Origin of the sequence: Tateyamaria pelophila (assembly GCF_019966495.1) — a bacterium.
Lineage (GTDB): Bacteria > Pseudomonadota > Alphaproteobacteria > Rhodobacterales > Rhodobacteraceae > Tateyamaria > Tateyamaria pelophila.
On the sequence record NZ_JAIMIA010000106.1, the window covers coordinates 1 to 15060 of the forward strand.

The 15060-nt window shown below is 56.3% G+C and carries 14 protein-coding genes and 2 pseudogenes; 8 read left to right on the top strand and 8 right to left on the bottom strand.

The window, feature by feature from the left end:
• Positions 1-105: 105 nt before the first annotated feature.
• From tnpC to LC354_RS21690, 4 genes are all read right to left on the bottom strand, one after another.
• The gene (gene tnpC, locus LC354_RS21675) at positions 106-1674 is read right to left on the bottom strand and encodes an IS66 family transposase (protein WP_223427806.1); all 1569 of its coding nucleotides are present in this window, start codon (positions 1672-1674) and stop codon (positions 106-108) included.
• A gap of 55 nt (positions 1675-1729) precedes the next feature.
• On the bottom strand, positions 1730-2083 hold the full coding sequence (gene tnpB, locus LC354_RS21680; protein WP_223427813.1) for an IS66 family insertion sequence element accessory protein TnpB: 354 nt from the start codon (positions 2081-2083) through the stop codon (positions 1730-1732).
• Complete coding sequence (gene tnpA, locus LC354_RS21685) at positions 2080-2484, bottom strand: IS66-like element accessory protein TnpA (RefSeq protein ID WP_223427816.1); 405 nt, start codon at positions 2482-2484, stop codon at positions 2080-2082. Before tnpA ends, tnpB begins: the two co-directional genes overlap by 4 nt.
• Before the next feature lie 301 nt (positions 2485-2785).
• On the bottom strand, positions 2786-4351 hold the full coding sequence (locus tag LC354_RS21690; RefSeq protein ID WP_223427818.1) for a class I adenylate-forming enzyme family protein: 1566 nt from the start codon (positions 4349-4351) through the stop codon (positions 2786-2788).
• Between the two features lie 182 nt (positions 4352-4533).
• On the opposite strand from LC354_RS21690, the pseudogene LC354_RS21695 reads away from it, so the two are divergent.
• The 3 genes and pseudogenes from LC354_RS21695 to LC354_RS27930 all read left to right on the top strand — a co-directional run.
• Positions 4534-4638: pseudogene (locus LC354_RS21695) on the top strand (IS6 family transposase); the annotation flags it as partial.
• Between the two features lie 256 nt (positions 4639-4894).
• Complete coding sequence (locus tag LC354_RS21700; protein WP_223427820.1) at positions 4895-5530, top strand: MarC family protein; 636 nt, start codon at positions 4895-4897, stop codon at positions 5528-5530.
• Positions 5531-5835: 305 nt separating this feature from the next.
• On the top strand, positions 5836-6972 hold the full coding sequence (locus tag LC354_RS27930; RefSeq protein WP_223427822.1) for a carbohydrate porin: 1137 nt from the start codon (positions 5836-5838) through the stop codon (positions 6970-6972).
• 110 nt (positions 6973-7082) lie between these two features.
• Here the strand turns inward: LC354_RS27930 and LC354_RS21710 are convergent.
• A pseudogene (locus LC354_RS21710) lies at positions 7083-7658 on the bottom strand (IS6 family transposase); the annotation flags it as partial.
• Positions 7659-7771: 113 nt separating this feature from the next.
• Between LC354_RS21710 and LC354_RS28075 the strand changes: the two are divergent.
• A complete protein-coding gene (locus LC354_RS28075) occupies positions 7772-7963 on the top strand; it encodes a type II toxin-antitoxin system VapB family antitoxin (RefSeq protein WP_223427823.1) in 192 nt (63 codons plus the stop codon).
• Positions 7960-8334, top strand: a complete 375-nt coding sequence (locus LC354_RS28080) for a type II toxin-antitoxin system VapC family toxin (protein WP_223427824.1) — start codon at positions 7960-7962, stop codon at positions 8332-8334. Before LC354_RS28075 ends, LC354_RS28080 begins: the two co-directional genes overlap by 4 nt.
• Before the next feature lie 295 nt (positions 8335-8629).
• Here the strand turns inward: LC354_RS28080 and LC354_RS21725 are convergent, their stop codons facing one another.
• From LC354_RS21725 to LC354_RS21735, 3 genes are all read right to left on the bottom strand, one after another.
• Positions 8630-8917 (bottom strand): hypothetical protein, encoded by a 288-nt coding sequence (locus LC354_RS21725; protein WP_223427825.1) that lies wholly within the window; start codon positions 8915-8917, stop codon positions 8630-8632.
• Entirely contained in the window at positions 8914-9810 is an 897-nt protein-coding gene (locus tag LC354_RS21730; protein ID WP_223427827.1) for a hypothetical protein, read from the bottom strand. Before LC354_RS21730 ends, LC354_RS21725 begins: the two co-directional genes overlap by 4 nt.
• Positions 9811-10120: 310 nt before the next feature.
• Complete coding sequence (locus tag LC354_RS21735; RefSeq protein WP_223427829.1) at positions 10121-10915, bottom strand: hypothetical protein; 795 nt, start codon at positions 10913-10915, stop codon at positions 10121-10123.
• Positions 10916-11398: 483 nt separating this feature from the next.
• Between LC354_RS21735 and LC354_RS21740 the strand changes: the two genes are divergently transcribed.
• From LC354_RS21740 to LC354_RS21750, 3 genes are all read left to right on the top strand, one after another.
• Positions 11399-13012, top strand: a complete 1614-nt coding sequence (locus LC354_RS21740) for an RcgA family putative transporter (protein ID WP_223427831.1) — start codon at positions 11399-11401, stop codon at positions 13010-13012.
• Between the two features lie 7 nt (positions 13013-13019).
• Positions 13020-13976: an alpha/beta hydrolase gene (locus LC354_RS21745; RefSeq protein ID WP_223427833.1), complete on the top strand. Its 957-nt coding sequence runs from the start codon at positions 13020-13022 to the stop codon at positions 13974-13976.
• Between the two features lie 281 nt (positions 13977-14257).
• Positions 14258-14623, top strand: a complete 366-nt coding sequence (locus LC354_RS21750) for a hypothetical protein (protein WP_223427835.1) — start codon at positions 14258-14260, stop codon at positions 14621-14623.
• Positions 14624-15060 lie beyond the last annotated feature (437 nt).

A 15060-nucleotide genomic window follows, 5' to 3' on the forward strand; every position in this document is an offset into this window, starting at 1 on the left:
TCTTCACCTACGTGGCGGTGGATGAAGCCGGAAAAAAACGACCGGTGCCGGACTCGGCGCGTGCGGCCGAATAACCGTAAGCGGTGTCTGGAAGGCACTGAGGTTTCAGCTTGACGGCTGGAAGTTCCAGGGAAGCAACTCATCGATGCGGTGTTGCGGATGTCCGACCGCGATGGCTTCGAGCGTAGCCTTGAGATAGGCGAACGGTTCGACGTTGTTGATCTTGGCGGTCTCGATCAGGGATGCGATGCGGCCCCATGCCTTGCCACCCTCGTCATGACCGGCGAACAACGCATTTTTTCTGTTTAGAGCAATCGGTCTGACCAAGTTCTCGACCTTGTTGGAGTCGATCTCGACACGGCCGTCCGTCAGGAATGTTTGAAGGCCGTCCCAGTGGCGGTGGATGTAGGCGAGCTTCTCCCCGAGGCGCGATTTGGCCGAGATGCGCAGACGTTGCGCTTGCAGCCAAGTGCCGAAGGCTTCGACCAGAGGGGCGGATCGGGCCCGTCGGGCCGAGAGGCGCTGGCCCGGGGCCGTGCCGCAGATATCTTTCTCGACGGCATAGATTTCGGCGATCCGGCGCAAGCCCTCGGCTGCGATTTCCGAGCCATCGCGGTCGAAGACTTCCTTGAGTTTGCGGCGGGCGTGCGCCCAGCAATGCGCGACAATGATCGGATCGCCGTTCTTGCGGTCCGGCCGCGTCAGCCGATTGTAGCCCTGATAGCCATCGAGTTGCAGTGTGCCGTTGAACCCGGCCAGGAATTTCTCGGCATTCTCCCCGCGGCGATCGGGAGCATAGAAATAGACGACCCCGGGGGGATCATCGCCGCTCCATGACCGATCATCGCGGGCAAGCGCCCATAGAAAGCCGGTTTTAGTGCGCCCTCGGCCCGGATCGAGGACCGGCGCCGTGGTTTCGTCCATGAACAGCTTCGTGGACGCCTTCAGGTGCTCGGCCAGCCGGTCCACGACGGGTCCAAGGTGGAAAGCCGCCACACCAACCCAATCCGCCAGTGTGGAACGGTGGATGTCGATGCCAGAGCGGGCCAGGATCTGGCTCTGACGATATAACGGAAGATGGTCCGCGTATTTGCTGACCAGCACATGTGCGATGGCGCCTTCGGTGGGCAGCCCGCCCTCGATCAGCCACGCGGGCGTCGGTGCTTGTGTGACCCCGTCGGTGCAGGTGCGGCAGGCGTATTTGGGGCGGACCGTCACGATCACACGGCACTGCGCGGGGACGATGTCGAGCCGCTCGTTGCGGTCCTCGCCGATCCTGTGCATCTGCCCGCAGCCGCATGGGCATATCAGGCTGTCAGGCTCGATCACACGCTCGAGGCGCGGCAACCCCTCCGGCAGGTTGCCGCGGTTGCGCCTGGTGATCCTTTTGCGCTTGGACGTGTCATCCCCTGGCGCCTGCACTTGCTTTTGTTCGCGGGCCGCGGCGACGGCAACCTCAAGATCCTCGAACGCCAGTTGGCGATCATCTTCACTGAGTTTCTCGGACTTCTTGCCGTGGATCGCATGGTTCAGCTCGGCCACCAAATGCTCAAGACGCTTGACGATGTCCTCCAGCTCGGCTGCCCGCACGGCGGTGGCCTGCAAGGCCTCGAAAGCCACGCGGTATTCCGGTGGCAGGACGGAAAGATCGAGGTCTTTGGCAGCAGCGCTCATGGCCAGAATTATACACCACAAGCACGGTCATGACCGCTGCAATTGATGCCCTGATTCACTCCGCCGCAGCCGGTGGCCGAGTGTCCAGCGCCTTGACCTTCCGCCAGTCCAGCCCGGAAAACAGCGCCTCGAATTGCGCGTGATTCAGCGCCATCATTCCGTCCTTGATCGCGGGCCAGGTGAAGGTCGTATCCTCGAGCCGCTTGTAAGCCATCACAAGGCCGGTCCCGTCCCAGTAGAGCAGCTTCAATCTATCCAAGCGCTTCGCGCGGAACAGGAACACCGTCCCCGTGAATGGATCTTTGCGGAGCACGCTTTGCACCATGGCTGTCAGTCCATCGTGACCTTTGCGGAAATCAACCGGCGTGGTCGCCACCAATATGCGCACCCGGTTCGATGGAAAGATCATGCGCCACCCCCAAGTGCGCGCACGATGTCCCCGATCCGCGCCGCAGGCGTTGCTCCGTCCAGCCGGACAGAAACCGCTCCGGCAATGATCTCGATTGCCGAGCCTGCCGATTCCGTATCTTCGGCCGGTGGCGGGCTTTCGACATCGAACAGCACCAACGGTGCGAAGTCCGCGTTATCCTCCGGTGCAGGCAAAACAAGTTCACCATCCTTGGCCAGCCGACGCCAACCCGACAGGTGGTTCGGGCGCAGGTCATACTTACGCGCAACGTCATTCACAGTTGCCCCAGGCACCAACGTTTCTGCCACGATCCGCGCCTTCACGCGATCCGGCCACCGTCGGCTCCCGGTCTGTGAGACCTCAACGCCCAAACGCGTGAGAAACTCGTTCGTAGTCTCCATGGCGAAACTCAACTCCTGTTATCCAACAGGGTCTGAATTTCAGATCACCCCGATCAAAAACAGGTGGGTGCCAGCCGCCGCTTACGAATAACCGGAGCAGCGATACACCTTTCGTCCGGTATCGAGACTCTGGCACCCGGTCAGGCTGCATTTCATTTTGCGATTATCTTCCTGACCTGGCCAACCGGGTCAGCGAGAAGGTCTTAGTGATGGTGCCGATGTCCTGATCCATTGTCTTCGTGGGTAGGCGATTCAAGCCCCGTCCCGGGCTCCAAGTCCGATAAGCACTTGCTATGGCAAGTCAGCGGACGACGGGAGAGGGCCCCGTTCCCGGGCCTGGCTCGCGAGCCAGCCTTGCAAGAGCCTGCCGGTCGGTTTTCCCGGTCGCCATGAGCGGCATCTCATCGATGAAGTAGATACGGCGCGGATGGGAATACAGGGGTCCGCGCGCCACGTAGTAGTCAATGAGTTCCTTCTCATCGAGGGTCGATCCGACGTTGCGCACGACGAAGGCCACCGGAACTTGGCCCTTCACCGCGTGGGGGACAGGAATGACACAGACGTCCCGCACGTCCGGATGAGTGGCGAGGATGTTCTCGACTTCGGCCGGGAAGACATTCTCGCCTCCCACGTTCATCTGGTCGTCGACGCGCCCCCTGTAGGTGAACCAGCCGTCGGGGTCGCACGCCACGATATCCCCGGTATACACCCAGCCGTCCCGGAAGCACTTCGCATCGGCGTCCGGTCGGTTGTAATAGCCGAGGGCGTTGCACTCGCTGCGCACGACAAGTTCCCCCTCCTCTCCCTGTGGCAAGATGTTCCCGTCGCGGTCGATGACCTTGCATTCGAAGCCCGGGAGAGCGGGACCGATCGTGCCCAGTTTGTTTTGGCCGCGTGGGTTGAGGGTGATGATGGGCCCACACTCCGTCAGCCCGTACCCTTCAATCACATCGACACCGGGCAAGGTCAGGACCAGTTCGTCAAGAAGCGCGCGTGTCATGGGAGCAGACCCCACTGCGATGAACTCGAGGCTCGAGGCATCCAAGTGCGGTCTTTGCCGCGCGGCAGCCAGAATCAGCTTGTAAGTGGCTGGTACACCGCTGGTGTAGGTGCAGCCCTGCGTCTCGATCGCATCGATCACGCGATCCGCGTCGAACTCCTTGAGAATGACCACCGAGCCGCCCTGGCTCAGGCACGGGAGGAGTCCCGAAGCCATGGCGTTCATGTGGAAGAGCGGCGTCGACAGCAAGACCCGTGAGTTCTTGTCGATCCGGTTGGACTCCACCTGGAGCCGAACGTTAAGCAATAACCCACCGTGCGCGAGAAGAACCCCCTTGGGTCGTCCGGTCGAGCCCGAGGTGTACGCCTGGATGCAGACGTCGCTGCCGGTCGTCCCATGATCGCAGCGTTCGGACGAGGATGAGGCCAGCCAGTCCTCATAGTTTCGAAGCGGACCCTGGTCGGCATCGACGACGATACCGACCTCGGCACCCCCGTCGGCCAGGCAGGCCAGGACGGATTCGTCCGTCCCGGCGCTGCCGAAGACGATGCGACTCCCACAGTCCCGAGCCAGATCCATGTGCTGCGGCGGCTGAAGCTTGAAGTTGACCGGGACCGCTACGGCGCCGACCCTGACGATACCGAGCAGGAGTTCGGGGAAGCGGATGTCGTTTTCGAAGATGACGAGGACGCGCTCGGACCGCTCGACTCCGAGCGAGATCAGCCCATTGGCGACCCGATTGATGCGCTGCTCAAGCTCTGCATACGTCATCGACCGCTCGCCCTGGATGAGGGCGACTCGCTGCGCGTCCAGGGATAGGCCGGTGTCGCAGAGCCGCCCGAGGCTGGGCGCGTCATCATCGAACATGTTCGTCATCTCTATTTCACTCGCCCAAAACCACGCCGCGGCCTTCTGCCCCGAGATGAGGCTAGGCAATAAGTGATAATGACGTCAACCGGTAGTGACGCAAAGTTTCGCATTTCAGTTGCGTCGCCCGGCGTGTCGAACCAGACCCGACACTTTCCCGAGACTCAGTCAGGATTTAAGAGTTGATCAGTTTCGAAGGCGCGCAGTGCCCGAAATCGGTGCTCCTATATGCCGTGTATTCCTACGTACGCTTTCCCGTTTCGTATCTCGATCTTGAAGAGATCATGGCCACATGATCCGGAAAGGTCAGTTTGACCATTCAGAGCAGTTTAGCTTTGCGCAGTTCGCAGCCCTTGCTGGATAGGTGTGGCCGCTAGAAAAGCTATCTTCGCCGCGGCGGAATCTTTGCGATCCTGTTGCCCGAGGGACGCCTGTTCGAATGGAACGTTTTATTGAAGATGCCACGGGCCATTGCTATAGAGTTCTCAATTGGTGGCGTTGCCCGCTGGTGGAAGAAAAGTGGAAGAAAAAAGGGGTGACTTCATGGGCTGGTCTGAAATTTTCGTACTTCTACTCGTCACGTGCGGGCCAACGCGCGCAGCGCTTGTCTATATGAGCCTGACGAAATCAGCGGACGCCTCTCTCAAGCGCGCGATCGCGTTCCGTACGGTGACCGTATCGACCGTGATCTGCATCGTCTTCGCCCTGATCGGCGCGGCGATCCTGGCGGGGCTGAAGGTCAGCACAGAGGCGCTGCTGATCGCGGGCGGCATCATCCTGCTTCTGTTCGCGCTCAACATGATCCTCGGCGAGGACAAGGATCAGGGTGCGGACGGCCCGCCGCCGGCGCCGTCGCTTGATGTGGCGACGTTCCCGCTCGCCGTACCGCTCATGGCGTCGCCGCAAGGGCTTGTCGCGATCGTTGCGATCGATGCAACACTGCAGGCAGGAACGGGTGACGGCGCGATCTTCCTCGTGCTCATCCTTGCCGTGATGGCGATCAATCTCGGGTTTCTGCTCGCGGCGGACAAGATTTTCGCCAAGATCCCGCCAGAGATCCTGAAGATTGTTCTGCGCATCGTGGGGCTGCTGCTCTGCTCGCTTGCCGTTCAATTGATGATCTTTGGGTTCGACGGTCTCGGGCTCATTCCGGATCCTGAAGTCGAACTCAACGGTTAGAAACTGCCACACCACTGGCTCTGAGTTGGAGAAATGAAGTGGCCGTCTATGAATTCATCAAGATGAAGAGGCTTATGCCCAGTCAAGAGAGAATGGGGCAGCAAAGGAGTATAGCCATGCCGAGAACTAAATCGCGAGGGGTCGCCCTGTTTTCACCAAGGATGACAGTCGCTCCACTGGCTGTGCTTTCATTCTTTATGTGTTGGCAACCTGCCTTCGCTGAGACCGCAGAGCAGGGTGCCTCCCGCACCGGGGCGCCGATGCGAATTGCTTTTGACCATGACCCTTTTAGCGGCCCCCGAGCGGTGACCACGATCCTGCGCGATAATCGCGAGGAGAAGGCGGATCTACTCAATCTCAATGTTCTCGAAGGGTGGGAAGGATGGAAGGCCGGTATCGCCGAGAGCACAGGGCTCAGCTTCGGCGGCGATTACCTCGCCGTGGGTTTCGCCGCGACCGACAGCCTCGGCGACGACACCTCGGCCTCTGGGGTCTTGCGCTTCTTTGGTTCCTGGGAGTTGCTGAACCGCGGCGCGGCGAACACCGGCAGCCTTGAGTTCAAGATCGAAAACCGGCACTCCTACACCGACATCCCGCCGTCTGCCTTCGGCGTCGAAGTCGGGTTCGTCGGTACGCCAGAACCCGTCTTCAACGACGACGGCTTTCGCGCGACCACCCTCTACTGGAAGCAGGACTTCGCCGACGACCGCGCTGTCTTGCGTGTCGGCTTTCTTGATATGAAGGAATATTTCGATGGTTACCCGTTGGCCAGTCCTTGGACCGGCTTTGGAAATCTCGCCTTTACGATCGGCTCAAACACGATGGTCACGTTGCCGGACGCCGCGCTTGGCGCGATGGTCGGCGGCTATCTGACCGACAACATCTATGCGGCTGCCAGCATCATGGACGCCGGTTTCCAGCCCACATCCATGTTCAAGGGCTTCAATACTTTCTTCGGTGACTTCAACACCTTCAAGACCGCGGAGATCGGGATCACCGGAGGTGGCAAGCGATTTTTGTTCGACAATGCGCATATCGCGGTCTGGCAGCAGGATGAAAGTGACGTTAGCGGCGTGCAGAAAGGATGGGGCGTTAATGGGAATATCTCCCATGTTGTGAACGAGCAATGGTTGCTGTTCTTGCGTGCCGCTTGGGCCCATGAAGGCGGGGGCCTTTACGATAGGTCGGTGAGCGGCGGTTTTGGATACCAGAACAAGCCGGGCGGCAACCAGCTCGGCTTCGGCCTCAACTGGGGCCGACCCAATTCGGATACGTTCGGGGTCGACCTCAACGAGCAGTGGATAAGCGAGACCTACTACAGGGTCCAGCTTACCGAGAATCTTCAGATCACGCCCAGCCTGCAAATCGTTGTGAATCCGGCTTTGAACCCCAACAGGGATGCTGTCGCCTTGTTCGGATTGCGAGCCCGAGTGACATTCTGATCCCAGGGTCTGTGTTGGCCCTCTTCAAGGCATCAGTGGCGAGCCCAAGAATCCTTGTTTAAATACCCTTCAAGCTACTATGCATTGCATCGACCAGGGGCATTGCCAGCTTATTTGCACCTGAATGCGGCCTGATTGATGCCGGTCAGGCAGCCATTTCGAGCGTGGCGGTATAATGTGGCGGTGAGACGATAGCGGCGGGGACGGAAGATTGTGTTGATCTGGTCATGAGCCGCCAGAAATCCTTGCGCCTGTCTGGGTGACTTGAACCGGCCCATGAGCTTCTCTCGCTTTCGGGTCGGCCGATGCGATCCTTCGATCCGGTTATTCAAGCCCTTGTGTGCCCTATGATTAGCATTCGCGGCAGGACTGCGGATCGGCTTGATGTAACTCCGCGGTTTGTCGGTGATCACGACCCGTGGCGCACCAAACCGGTCGATCAGCCGCTTCAGGAACCGTCTGGCGACCTTTGCATTGCGTTGCTTTTGTACAAGAATGTCGAGCACGTCCCCGTTCTCGTCGACTGCCCGCCAGAGCCAGAATTTCACGCCATTGATCGGAACAACGACTTCATCCAAGTGCCATTTGTCACTGGAGCCCGGCCTGTCGCGCTTGATGCAATCGGCGAAATGGCGGCCAAACCGGTTCACCCAGTTCCGAACGGTTTCCCGGCTGACCGTTACGCCACAGGCTATCGTTGCCAAGATCGCCGACAACTTGATGATGCCTTAGGATCATCTTAGGCCTTGAAGGCACGAGAAATATCACCATATGATGCCCGAAATGATGTGAGGATACCATGAGGACGACAGTTAACTTAGATGATGCTCTCTTTGACAAAGCGTCGGTGCTCACTGGCGTATCCGAGAGAGGTGTGCTTTTAAAGGAAGCATTGAAAGCGCTGATTGAACGCGAAAGCTCGAAGAGACTGGCTTTGCTCGGTGGCTCAGAACCCGATTTGGAGGCTGCGCCCAGAAGACGTTCTGAATGATCTTGGTCGACACTTCTGTCTGGATTGATCACCTGAGAAATGGAAGCGTAGATCTGACACGTCTTCTCAATAGAGGTCACGTTGTCTGTCACCCGCTCGTGGTTGCGGAAATTGCCTTGGGGTCCTTGAGGGCAAGGGCACAAATCCTCGGCTTGTTAGACGACCTGCCAAAAGTGCCTATCGCATCCACCGCAGAGGTTCGTACGTTGATCAACTCCCGCAAGCTTTTTGCTCGAGGCGTTGGCTACGTGGACGTCAGTCTCATCGCTTCCTGCCTTCTCCTTCCGGGAAGTACGCTCTGGACTAGCGACAAAAGACTGGGTGTCTTGGCTGATGAACTAAATATTCGTTTTGTTTCTGCTCAGAACTGACCGGACATAGACGACATCCTAAGGGTCGCATTAGAGAAATTTAACATATGCGGGCTTATAAGACTCAGGCACTGAACCCGGCGCGCGCTACCCCCAACTGAGGCTCCTATATTGAGACTGGATTTGCAAAACGTAGGAGGCTTTAGTCCTGTCAGATTGGGAGCACCTGCCGTGCGACATTCTGGATATGTCGTTCGAACCGATCGTAGGTACGCTGCCGTAACAGCTTTTCCCCTCGCACGAATGCGAAGCAAACGCAGAGCCGTGGGGAAAATTTCGATTTGGTTCTCGCCAGTCACTCGTCGCCATCCCAATTTTTGCTGTCGTTCAGGAATCGCTCGTATCGCTGTACCGTGAACTGCATTTCTTCCCAGATGCGCGCCCTCTCGGCATCGAGACAGGCGGTGTATTGTGAAGCATCGCGAAAATACTGCGTGAACTCATCCTTGAACTCTTCGCGGAAGTCCTTTGCCAGTTCAGTGGTCGTCAACTCGGGCGCAATCGGGGGATCGCACCATTCAGCATATGCGGAACCTGGGCAAAGGATGGTCAGGGCGGCGATGATGACCGGAAAATATTTCATGGTCTGATTATCCCTTCTTTGACGGCCTGTCCGTGGACGGCGAGTTTGGCTGCGAAGTGGTTTGCGCCGTAGGTCCTTTGGATTTCAGCGACACGGTGATCATAGGCATCTTTCCCGATAGCTTTCTGAAGGTCGCCTTCGTGAAATGCCTTGTTGGCAAAGGGCGCGGGCCTTGCCATGAGGATCACCGGATCGGTACACGGTGGAGTTGGCGCAGACTGTTTTGGCGGCGCTTTCGGTGCTGGCTCAAACTTGGGTTTGGCCTTTCGAACAAATGCAATCAGCCACGACAGGGGCGCGTGAGCGTGGCTGTTTCGACGGTTGAGTATGTGAAACCCCGCCCAGAGGAACTGCGTGTCCATCTTCTCGGCCTCTGTGCCTTTTTTCGCAGTGTCGATCACGGCGGCGAACGGAGTCTGATAGACAGACCCTGCCCCTTCTGAAATCTGAATGGTCGAAGGCGTATCATTATTACTTTTTGTTCCAGTATATAGTGAAGGCGGCACTGCCGTGCCGGTTACGCGTTGTTTGGCCGCGTTCCGGGCCGGTCTTGCAGGGGCGGGATCGACAGCGGCGGGCGTGTCTGCGGTAACGTCACAGGTCTTGGAAAAGGTGAAAAGGTGCCGGTTGTGGTGACGGCGCTGGATGGTCAGCCCGAACAGGATTGCCAGCTCGTCCAGGGCGGCGCGTATGGCGCGTTCGCTCAAAGCGGTCACGATCCGCAATTCCTTCATTGTAAACGCTGCAGAGCCCTTGGGGGCGCCTCTGAAGACGCCGTCATAGCTGATGTGGCCCGCTAAGGCATTGGCCGTCCTAAGCGCGGCCCCTGTCATGGGGGTCCGGGCAAAAAGGCGCATGAAATCCCCGCTATGGGGAATACTCGATCTGGTCACTGTTCTGTCCTCACTCGTGTGAAGCGAGGCGGTGAGCGAGCAATTCTTCCGTGTTCGCACAGGTGCGTTTTTGCTTGCTCGTCGAGTTGGGAGGGTTTAGAAAAAGACCTATAGTTTTAGTTTGGTCGATCCGGGACGCCAATCCCTCGGCTCTAAAGCCCCCCGCAGGTTACCGCCTCGCGGGGGTTTTCGTTTTCGATGCTTGGTTACGGCTCCGATCTCTTGATTCTGACTGTCCGTTAGCAACAGGCAAACATTGTGTTGATGCCTGCCGCAATTATTGCGTGCGGCTGAACGTTGCGCAGGAGGCTTAGTAGTTGACCCACTCAAAGTCGTGATTGCCTTCGTAGTCCGTCCATTCTACGCCCACGCCGCGCCTGCCGGAATTGCGAGTGCAAGCGCGCGACGGAATGACGAAAGCCGGTGCGCTGCCGGGACCGGTGAGCCGCCAAGCGAAGTCTCCCTGAGTCCCGTATGATCCAAGGTTCATGACGGCAAATTCGTGGCACCCGCCATCGCTGCCTTGTGGCCGGTGACGGTAGGTGCGGACGTCCCAGACCCTGATCGAACGAACAAAGTCAAAGATGGGATCGGATATATCCACATCGGCTCGACCGTTCGCGTCTGACACGTCTCCTGCAACAAGCTCCAAGATCGCCGCTGCGCTCGGTTCAAAATAGGCACTTTTGAACACTGCTGGCATGATCGCCGGTTCTGCCGTCGAAAGGAACTGCATTGGCGGGGCAGGGAAAGCAGCGTCATAGAAGCGCTGCACCGGGTTGCCTGGCTCGGTACGATACGAGGCTCCCATTGGGCACCGCCAGATTTGCAAGGGCGGCTCGATGGGCCAGGGCGTGATGCGGCGAATAAATTCGGCGCGAGCGGCGGTACATTCCGCAGAAGAAGGCCACCCACCAGCCAAGCATAGAAAAATGGCGCAATCTATCGGGTAGGCGTCTGCTTTTTCGGAACCTGCGAATAGCAACCCGGTGGCCGCGGCAAAGAGGGTTCCTTTGAGTGGCCACTTTAGCAATTTAGGCATTCCCACTCCTTTCAATACAAGTGCTTTGTATCGTTGTAAGTGTTCTGTATGTTTAAAGTCCACCCCAGTCAACGTTACAGTGTGCGCTAACTGGGGCAGAATGCTAAGTCCCCGACAAGTGGCGGCTGCGCCCCACCACATGCATTCACCGCAAGATGCTGGGGCATCTTTCATGATTTCAGGGGAGACCAGAGCACTACTCGTAAACGACGTTCGCGCGCCGTCCGTTCTTCCATGTTTTTACCCGTTCGCCTGTATTCCATTCATACACCCATCCAACGACTTCACGTGAATTTTGGTCTACGATGCGCTGTACAGCCCGCGCATATAATTTCTTTTTGGCAACGGATACGATGATGACATGGCCTGAGCCGATAGCTGGTAGGTTTCGCAGAGTTCGGATGGCAGAGTTCAGCATTGGGTCCCCTTTGGAAGAATGATTTGGCGTGTTTTAGCTGGAATTGGCTGCGCGCTCTGGTTGTACTTTTATCGGGGAAAGAAACACGACACAGTACGACATGAAGCGACGAGAAAGCGTGTAGAGTCGTGATTAAGAACGATAAATATTTTATCTATCCGCCGAATGATGATTTCGATTTCAAGAAACTGATCCGGCAGATGGCGAGAGAGGGAGCGGGGCGACCTGTGGATAAGGATGGCGTTCCCGTAGGTTCCTGGACGCCGGAGCTTCTTGCAGACGCTATTTCACACGTTGAAAGCACCGGATCAGGAGTGGAATTGCGAACGGTGCAGCGTTGGTTCCAAGACAACGATCAAGGGATTAAGACTGACAATATCCGACTGTTGGCGCAGGTTTTTGGGTGCGGCGATCCAGAAGCCACCCGCCTGTGGCGGGCGAAACTTGCAGCGGCGCAATCTCGACTTGTTGCTAAAAGGCGGGAGAAACGGAACAAGGAAAACCCGGAATCGTCGAGGGCGCTTGATACGGTGGGAGCAGACTGCACCAATGCCAAAACGAGCAACCCGATCATGGCGGCGCAGAGAAATGACGTTGCAGATAGGGAGCGTGGCCTAAATTTAGCGGCAAGAACAGAAGCTTTGTTTACCGGGCAACATCCATTGACCTTATCATCTGTGGTTTGGGTAGGCCTTACCGCGCTCGCCATCATGACGTTTATTTTCGGTGTTCAAAGTGTGACCTATCGTGCTGTGGAAGGTCTAGATAAGCAGGTTGGATTCTTGTGGGCTCCGAGTTGGACAATCCTACCGCTTGCCATTCTGCCACTTTTCCTCGTTACAGTGGCAAGGTTGCTATCTTCATGGAAGGCAAAATGGCGATCTGAGTTAATAGCCGCAAGCACCACAGTAGGTGACGACACCGATGGTTGGGAATCTAAAGTCGCCTCTTTTTCATGGCTGTTTTGGTCGATTACGATCCTCAGTTTCGGACTGCTATTTTTGCTCCAATGGTCCGGTGTGCATCTGCGCGTACTGCTACAAGGTGACGCCTCCGGCTACATGATGGACTGGAGTATTGTGGCGATTGTGCGTCCTGACGTTATCTCGATTCCCGCAGCAATCGCTGTGTCAATGTTCGCATACATATATTTTGGGATGCTCATGTGGTTTTTGTTTGCCGGTCTCATTTTTCTCTTTGCGATCGCAAATGATTTCTACGAGATATGCGGAGCGACGGAACTTCACTCAGATGAGGTTCATCAAAGCAAGGTTCGCGAAGTAGGCGCAAGGATTATAGAGGGCGTTTTTCGCTGCACTGTCCTGGCCATTTTGTTTGTCACTTGCATAAAACTGCAATCCACTTACTTGCTATCTAATGGAGAAACCATTGTAGATTGGCTGGTCAACGATGCGCAAGCTGCTCTGGTTGGTCGCGAACCTGAACGATTTTCGCTCGAACAGAGGGGCATACCTCAGTTTACAAGCCTACTTCTGTTGTTCGTGAATTGTCTCATCTTTGCCGCCTGTTTTCTTCAAATCAACGCGGTGCTGAAGCGTTCCCCGATGTCCGCAGTTACCTATGGTATAAAGACGGAACAGTGGAAGATGATCGCAGTTGTTCTGCTGCTTTCTGTTAATCTAGTGCTGATTGGGATGTTCACTGGATTCTCGCTTCTTTTGGCAGCTAGTTTGCTGGTCGCATTTTATAGTCTGTATAGTCCAAAACTTGATCAACCGTAGGAATTGAATGGAAAAAGCAACGTTTTACCCCGAAGTTGCAGACGGCCCAACCAATGGCTCGGCTTATTGGATACACGCTGACGATGGGGTGCGGCTGCGTGTGGCCGCGTGGCAACCAGAGGCAGCGCGCAAAGGCACCGTTCTTATCTTTCCTGGACGTACCGAGTATATAGAGAAGTTTGGACGCACAGCGACAAAATTTAGCAGACGCGGCTACGTGAGCTTCGTGATTGATTGGCGCGGGCAAGGTCTAGCGGACAGGATTGCCGACAACCCGATAACCAGCCATGTGGCCCGATTTTCGGACTATCAGAAAGATGTTGCCGCAATGGTCAATGCTGCGCACGCGCTAGATTTGCCGAAACCATGGTACTTGCTTGGACACTCCTTAGGTGCCTGCATTGGCCTGCGCGCTGCTTTGGAAGGTTTGCCAGTAAATGCTTGTGCGTTTACCGGACCACTGTGGGATATTCATCTTTCGCCAATTGAGCGCATCGCAGCTTGGCCGCTGACATGGACGGCTCAAGCCGTTGGCAAAGGCCAGATCTTCGCACCCGGAAATAAGCGCCAAGAAGAGCAGTGCTATGTTCTCAGCGTCGGTTTTGATGAAAACAGGCTGACGAACGATCCCGAAATGTTTCAGTACATGGTCTATCAGGCCGAAATGCTCTCAGATCAGCAAACTGGCGCACCTAGCATGGGGTGGGTTTTCGAAGCCCTGAAAGAGTGTCGAGTCCTATCCAAGATGCGCTCACCTGATGTTCCTTGCATCTCCTTTTGTGGCGATCGTGATGTGGTTGTTGACATTAAAGCCGTGGAAGATCGCATGGAACGCTGGCCCAACGGAACACTTGAGCTAATCCCAAACGCCAAACATGATATTTTGTCGGAAATCCCCGAAGTTCGCGAGGATGTGCTAACGAAAATAGGCGATTTTTTCAGCATAAGGCAACAAAACCACTAATCTGGACTCACGCGACAAACCTGTAAACCTTCGCTATTCAGCGTGGCCGAGCCTCACAAAAACCACAATCAAAGAGGCGGTGTCGGGGGATGGCGATCTCGGCTATGTACGGGAACCCCCCTATTTCATTGAAAAAACGGTCGGTATCTGGTTGGTATGAGTCTGAGTCGCAGACCACATGCAAAACAAATAAAGTGGCTTGCATACAAATCAACTATATCGTATCGATCTAAGTGAACTGTATCACTTAGGTTTCTGCGGTCCAATGCCGGAACGAAACCATGACGCAAGATGTACTAGCACAGGGGCCAAACGTGGTCAGCGAAGATGGTTTTAAGCAGCTACTCGACGAAGGATACTTTGCGGAAGTTGTGTGTATGCAGAGCGCAACGAAGCAATATAATACGTTTTCAGGCAATTGGATTATCCGTGCGGTGTCGCCGGACGGACAGATCGAAAAGGTTCTGGTTACGTCTAGAAGAGAATTCAAGGTTCGTGAGTTCAAGACGACCAACGGATTGTTGGGCTTCTTCGACCAGTTTGACATTGGCGTCCAACGTATCCCTTGGTATGAGGGCGTCCGCGCTCGTATCCAGTTGCCGGACTTTGAGAACAAAGACCAGGCAGACGAGTCAAGCCCGAACTGAGCCAATAACGGCGGCGATCTGTAACCTCTCCTTTGTATTCGTTAGCACGGCGGGAACGGCCCAAACATTCACGGTTGACCGAAACGGTGAGCTTGTAGAGCAAGATCCTCTGGTCAGCGGCAACCAGACCACCGTATTTATTGATGACGCTGAATGCCCGATTGAAGACAGGCGCGAGCCAGAAGACGAGGAAGAAATCGTTTTTGCATCGTTGCAACGCCAGCTTGCCCAATATTCAGCGCACCACACGCAAGTCATTCAAAATATCGAGATATTTGCCCGCCGTTATCAACGTGATCCGGCGCGACGTCGCGTTGAACTGATACCACGTCAGTGGGCGCCATCCCGGCCGCGATCAACGTAAGCGCGGGCTGATCACCCATCGGTTAGCGGCTTGACTGTGTTTGCATGGTGGGAGCGGTCAGTCTATCAGCTTT

What these genes read in the sequence shown, in the direction of transcription:
- LC354_RS28080 (WP_223427824.1), top strand. Translation starts at nt 7,960, where the DNA reads ATGATCTTGGTCGACACTTCTGTCTGGATTGATCACCTGAGAAATGGA.
- LC354_RS21725 (WP_223427825.1), bottom strand. Translation starts at nt 8,917, where the DNA reads ATGAAATATTTTCCGGTCATCATCGCCGCCCTGACCATCCTTTGCCCA.
- tnpC (WP_223427806.1), bottom strand. Translation starts at nt 1,674, where the DNA reads ATGAGCGCTGCTGCCAAAGACCTCGATCTTTCCGTCCTGCCACCGGAA.
- LC354_RS28075 (WP_223427823.1), top strand. Translation starts at nt 7,772, where the DNA reads ATGAGGACGACAGTTAACTTAGATGATGCTCTCTTTGACAAAGCGTCG.
- LC354_RS21745 (WP_223427833.1), top strand. Translation starts at nt 13,020, where the DNA reads ATGGAAAAAGCAACGTTTTACCCCGAAGTTGCAGACGGCCCAACCAAT.
- tnpA (WP_223427816.1), bottom strand. Translation starts at nt 2,484, where the DNA reads ATGGAGACTACGAACGAGTTTCTCACGCGTTTGGGCGTTGAGGTCTCA.
- tnpB (WP_223427813.1), bottom strand. Translation starts at nt 2,083, where the DNA reads ATGATCTTTCCATCGAACCGGGTGCGCATATTGGTGGCGACCACGCCG.
- LC354_RS21750 (WP_223427835.1), top strand. Translation starts at nt 14,258, where the DNA reads ATGACGCAAGATGTACTAGCACAGGGGCCAAACGTGGTCAGCGAAGAT.
- LC354_RS21690 (WP_223427818.1), bottom strand. Translation starts at nt 4,351, where the DNA reads ATGTTCGATGATGACGCGCCCAGCCTCGGGCGGCTCTGCGACACCGGC.
- LC354_RS21700 (WP_223427820.1), top strand. Translation starts at nt 4,895, where the DNA reads ATGGGCTGGTCTGAAATTTTCGTACTTCTACTCGTCACGTGCGGGCCA.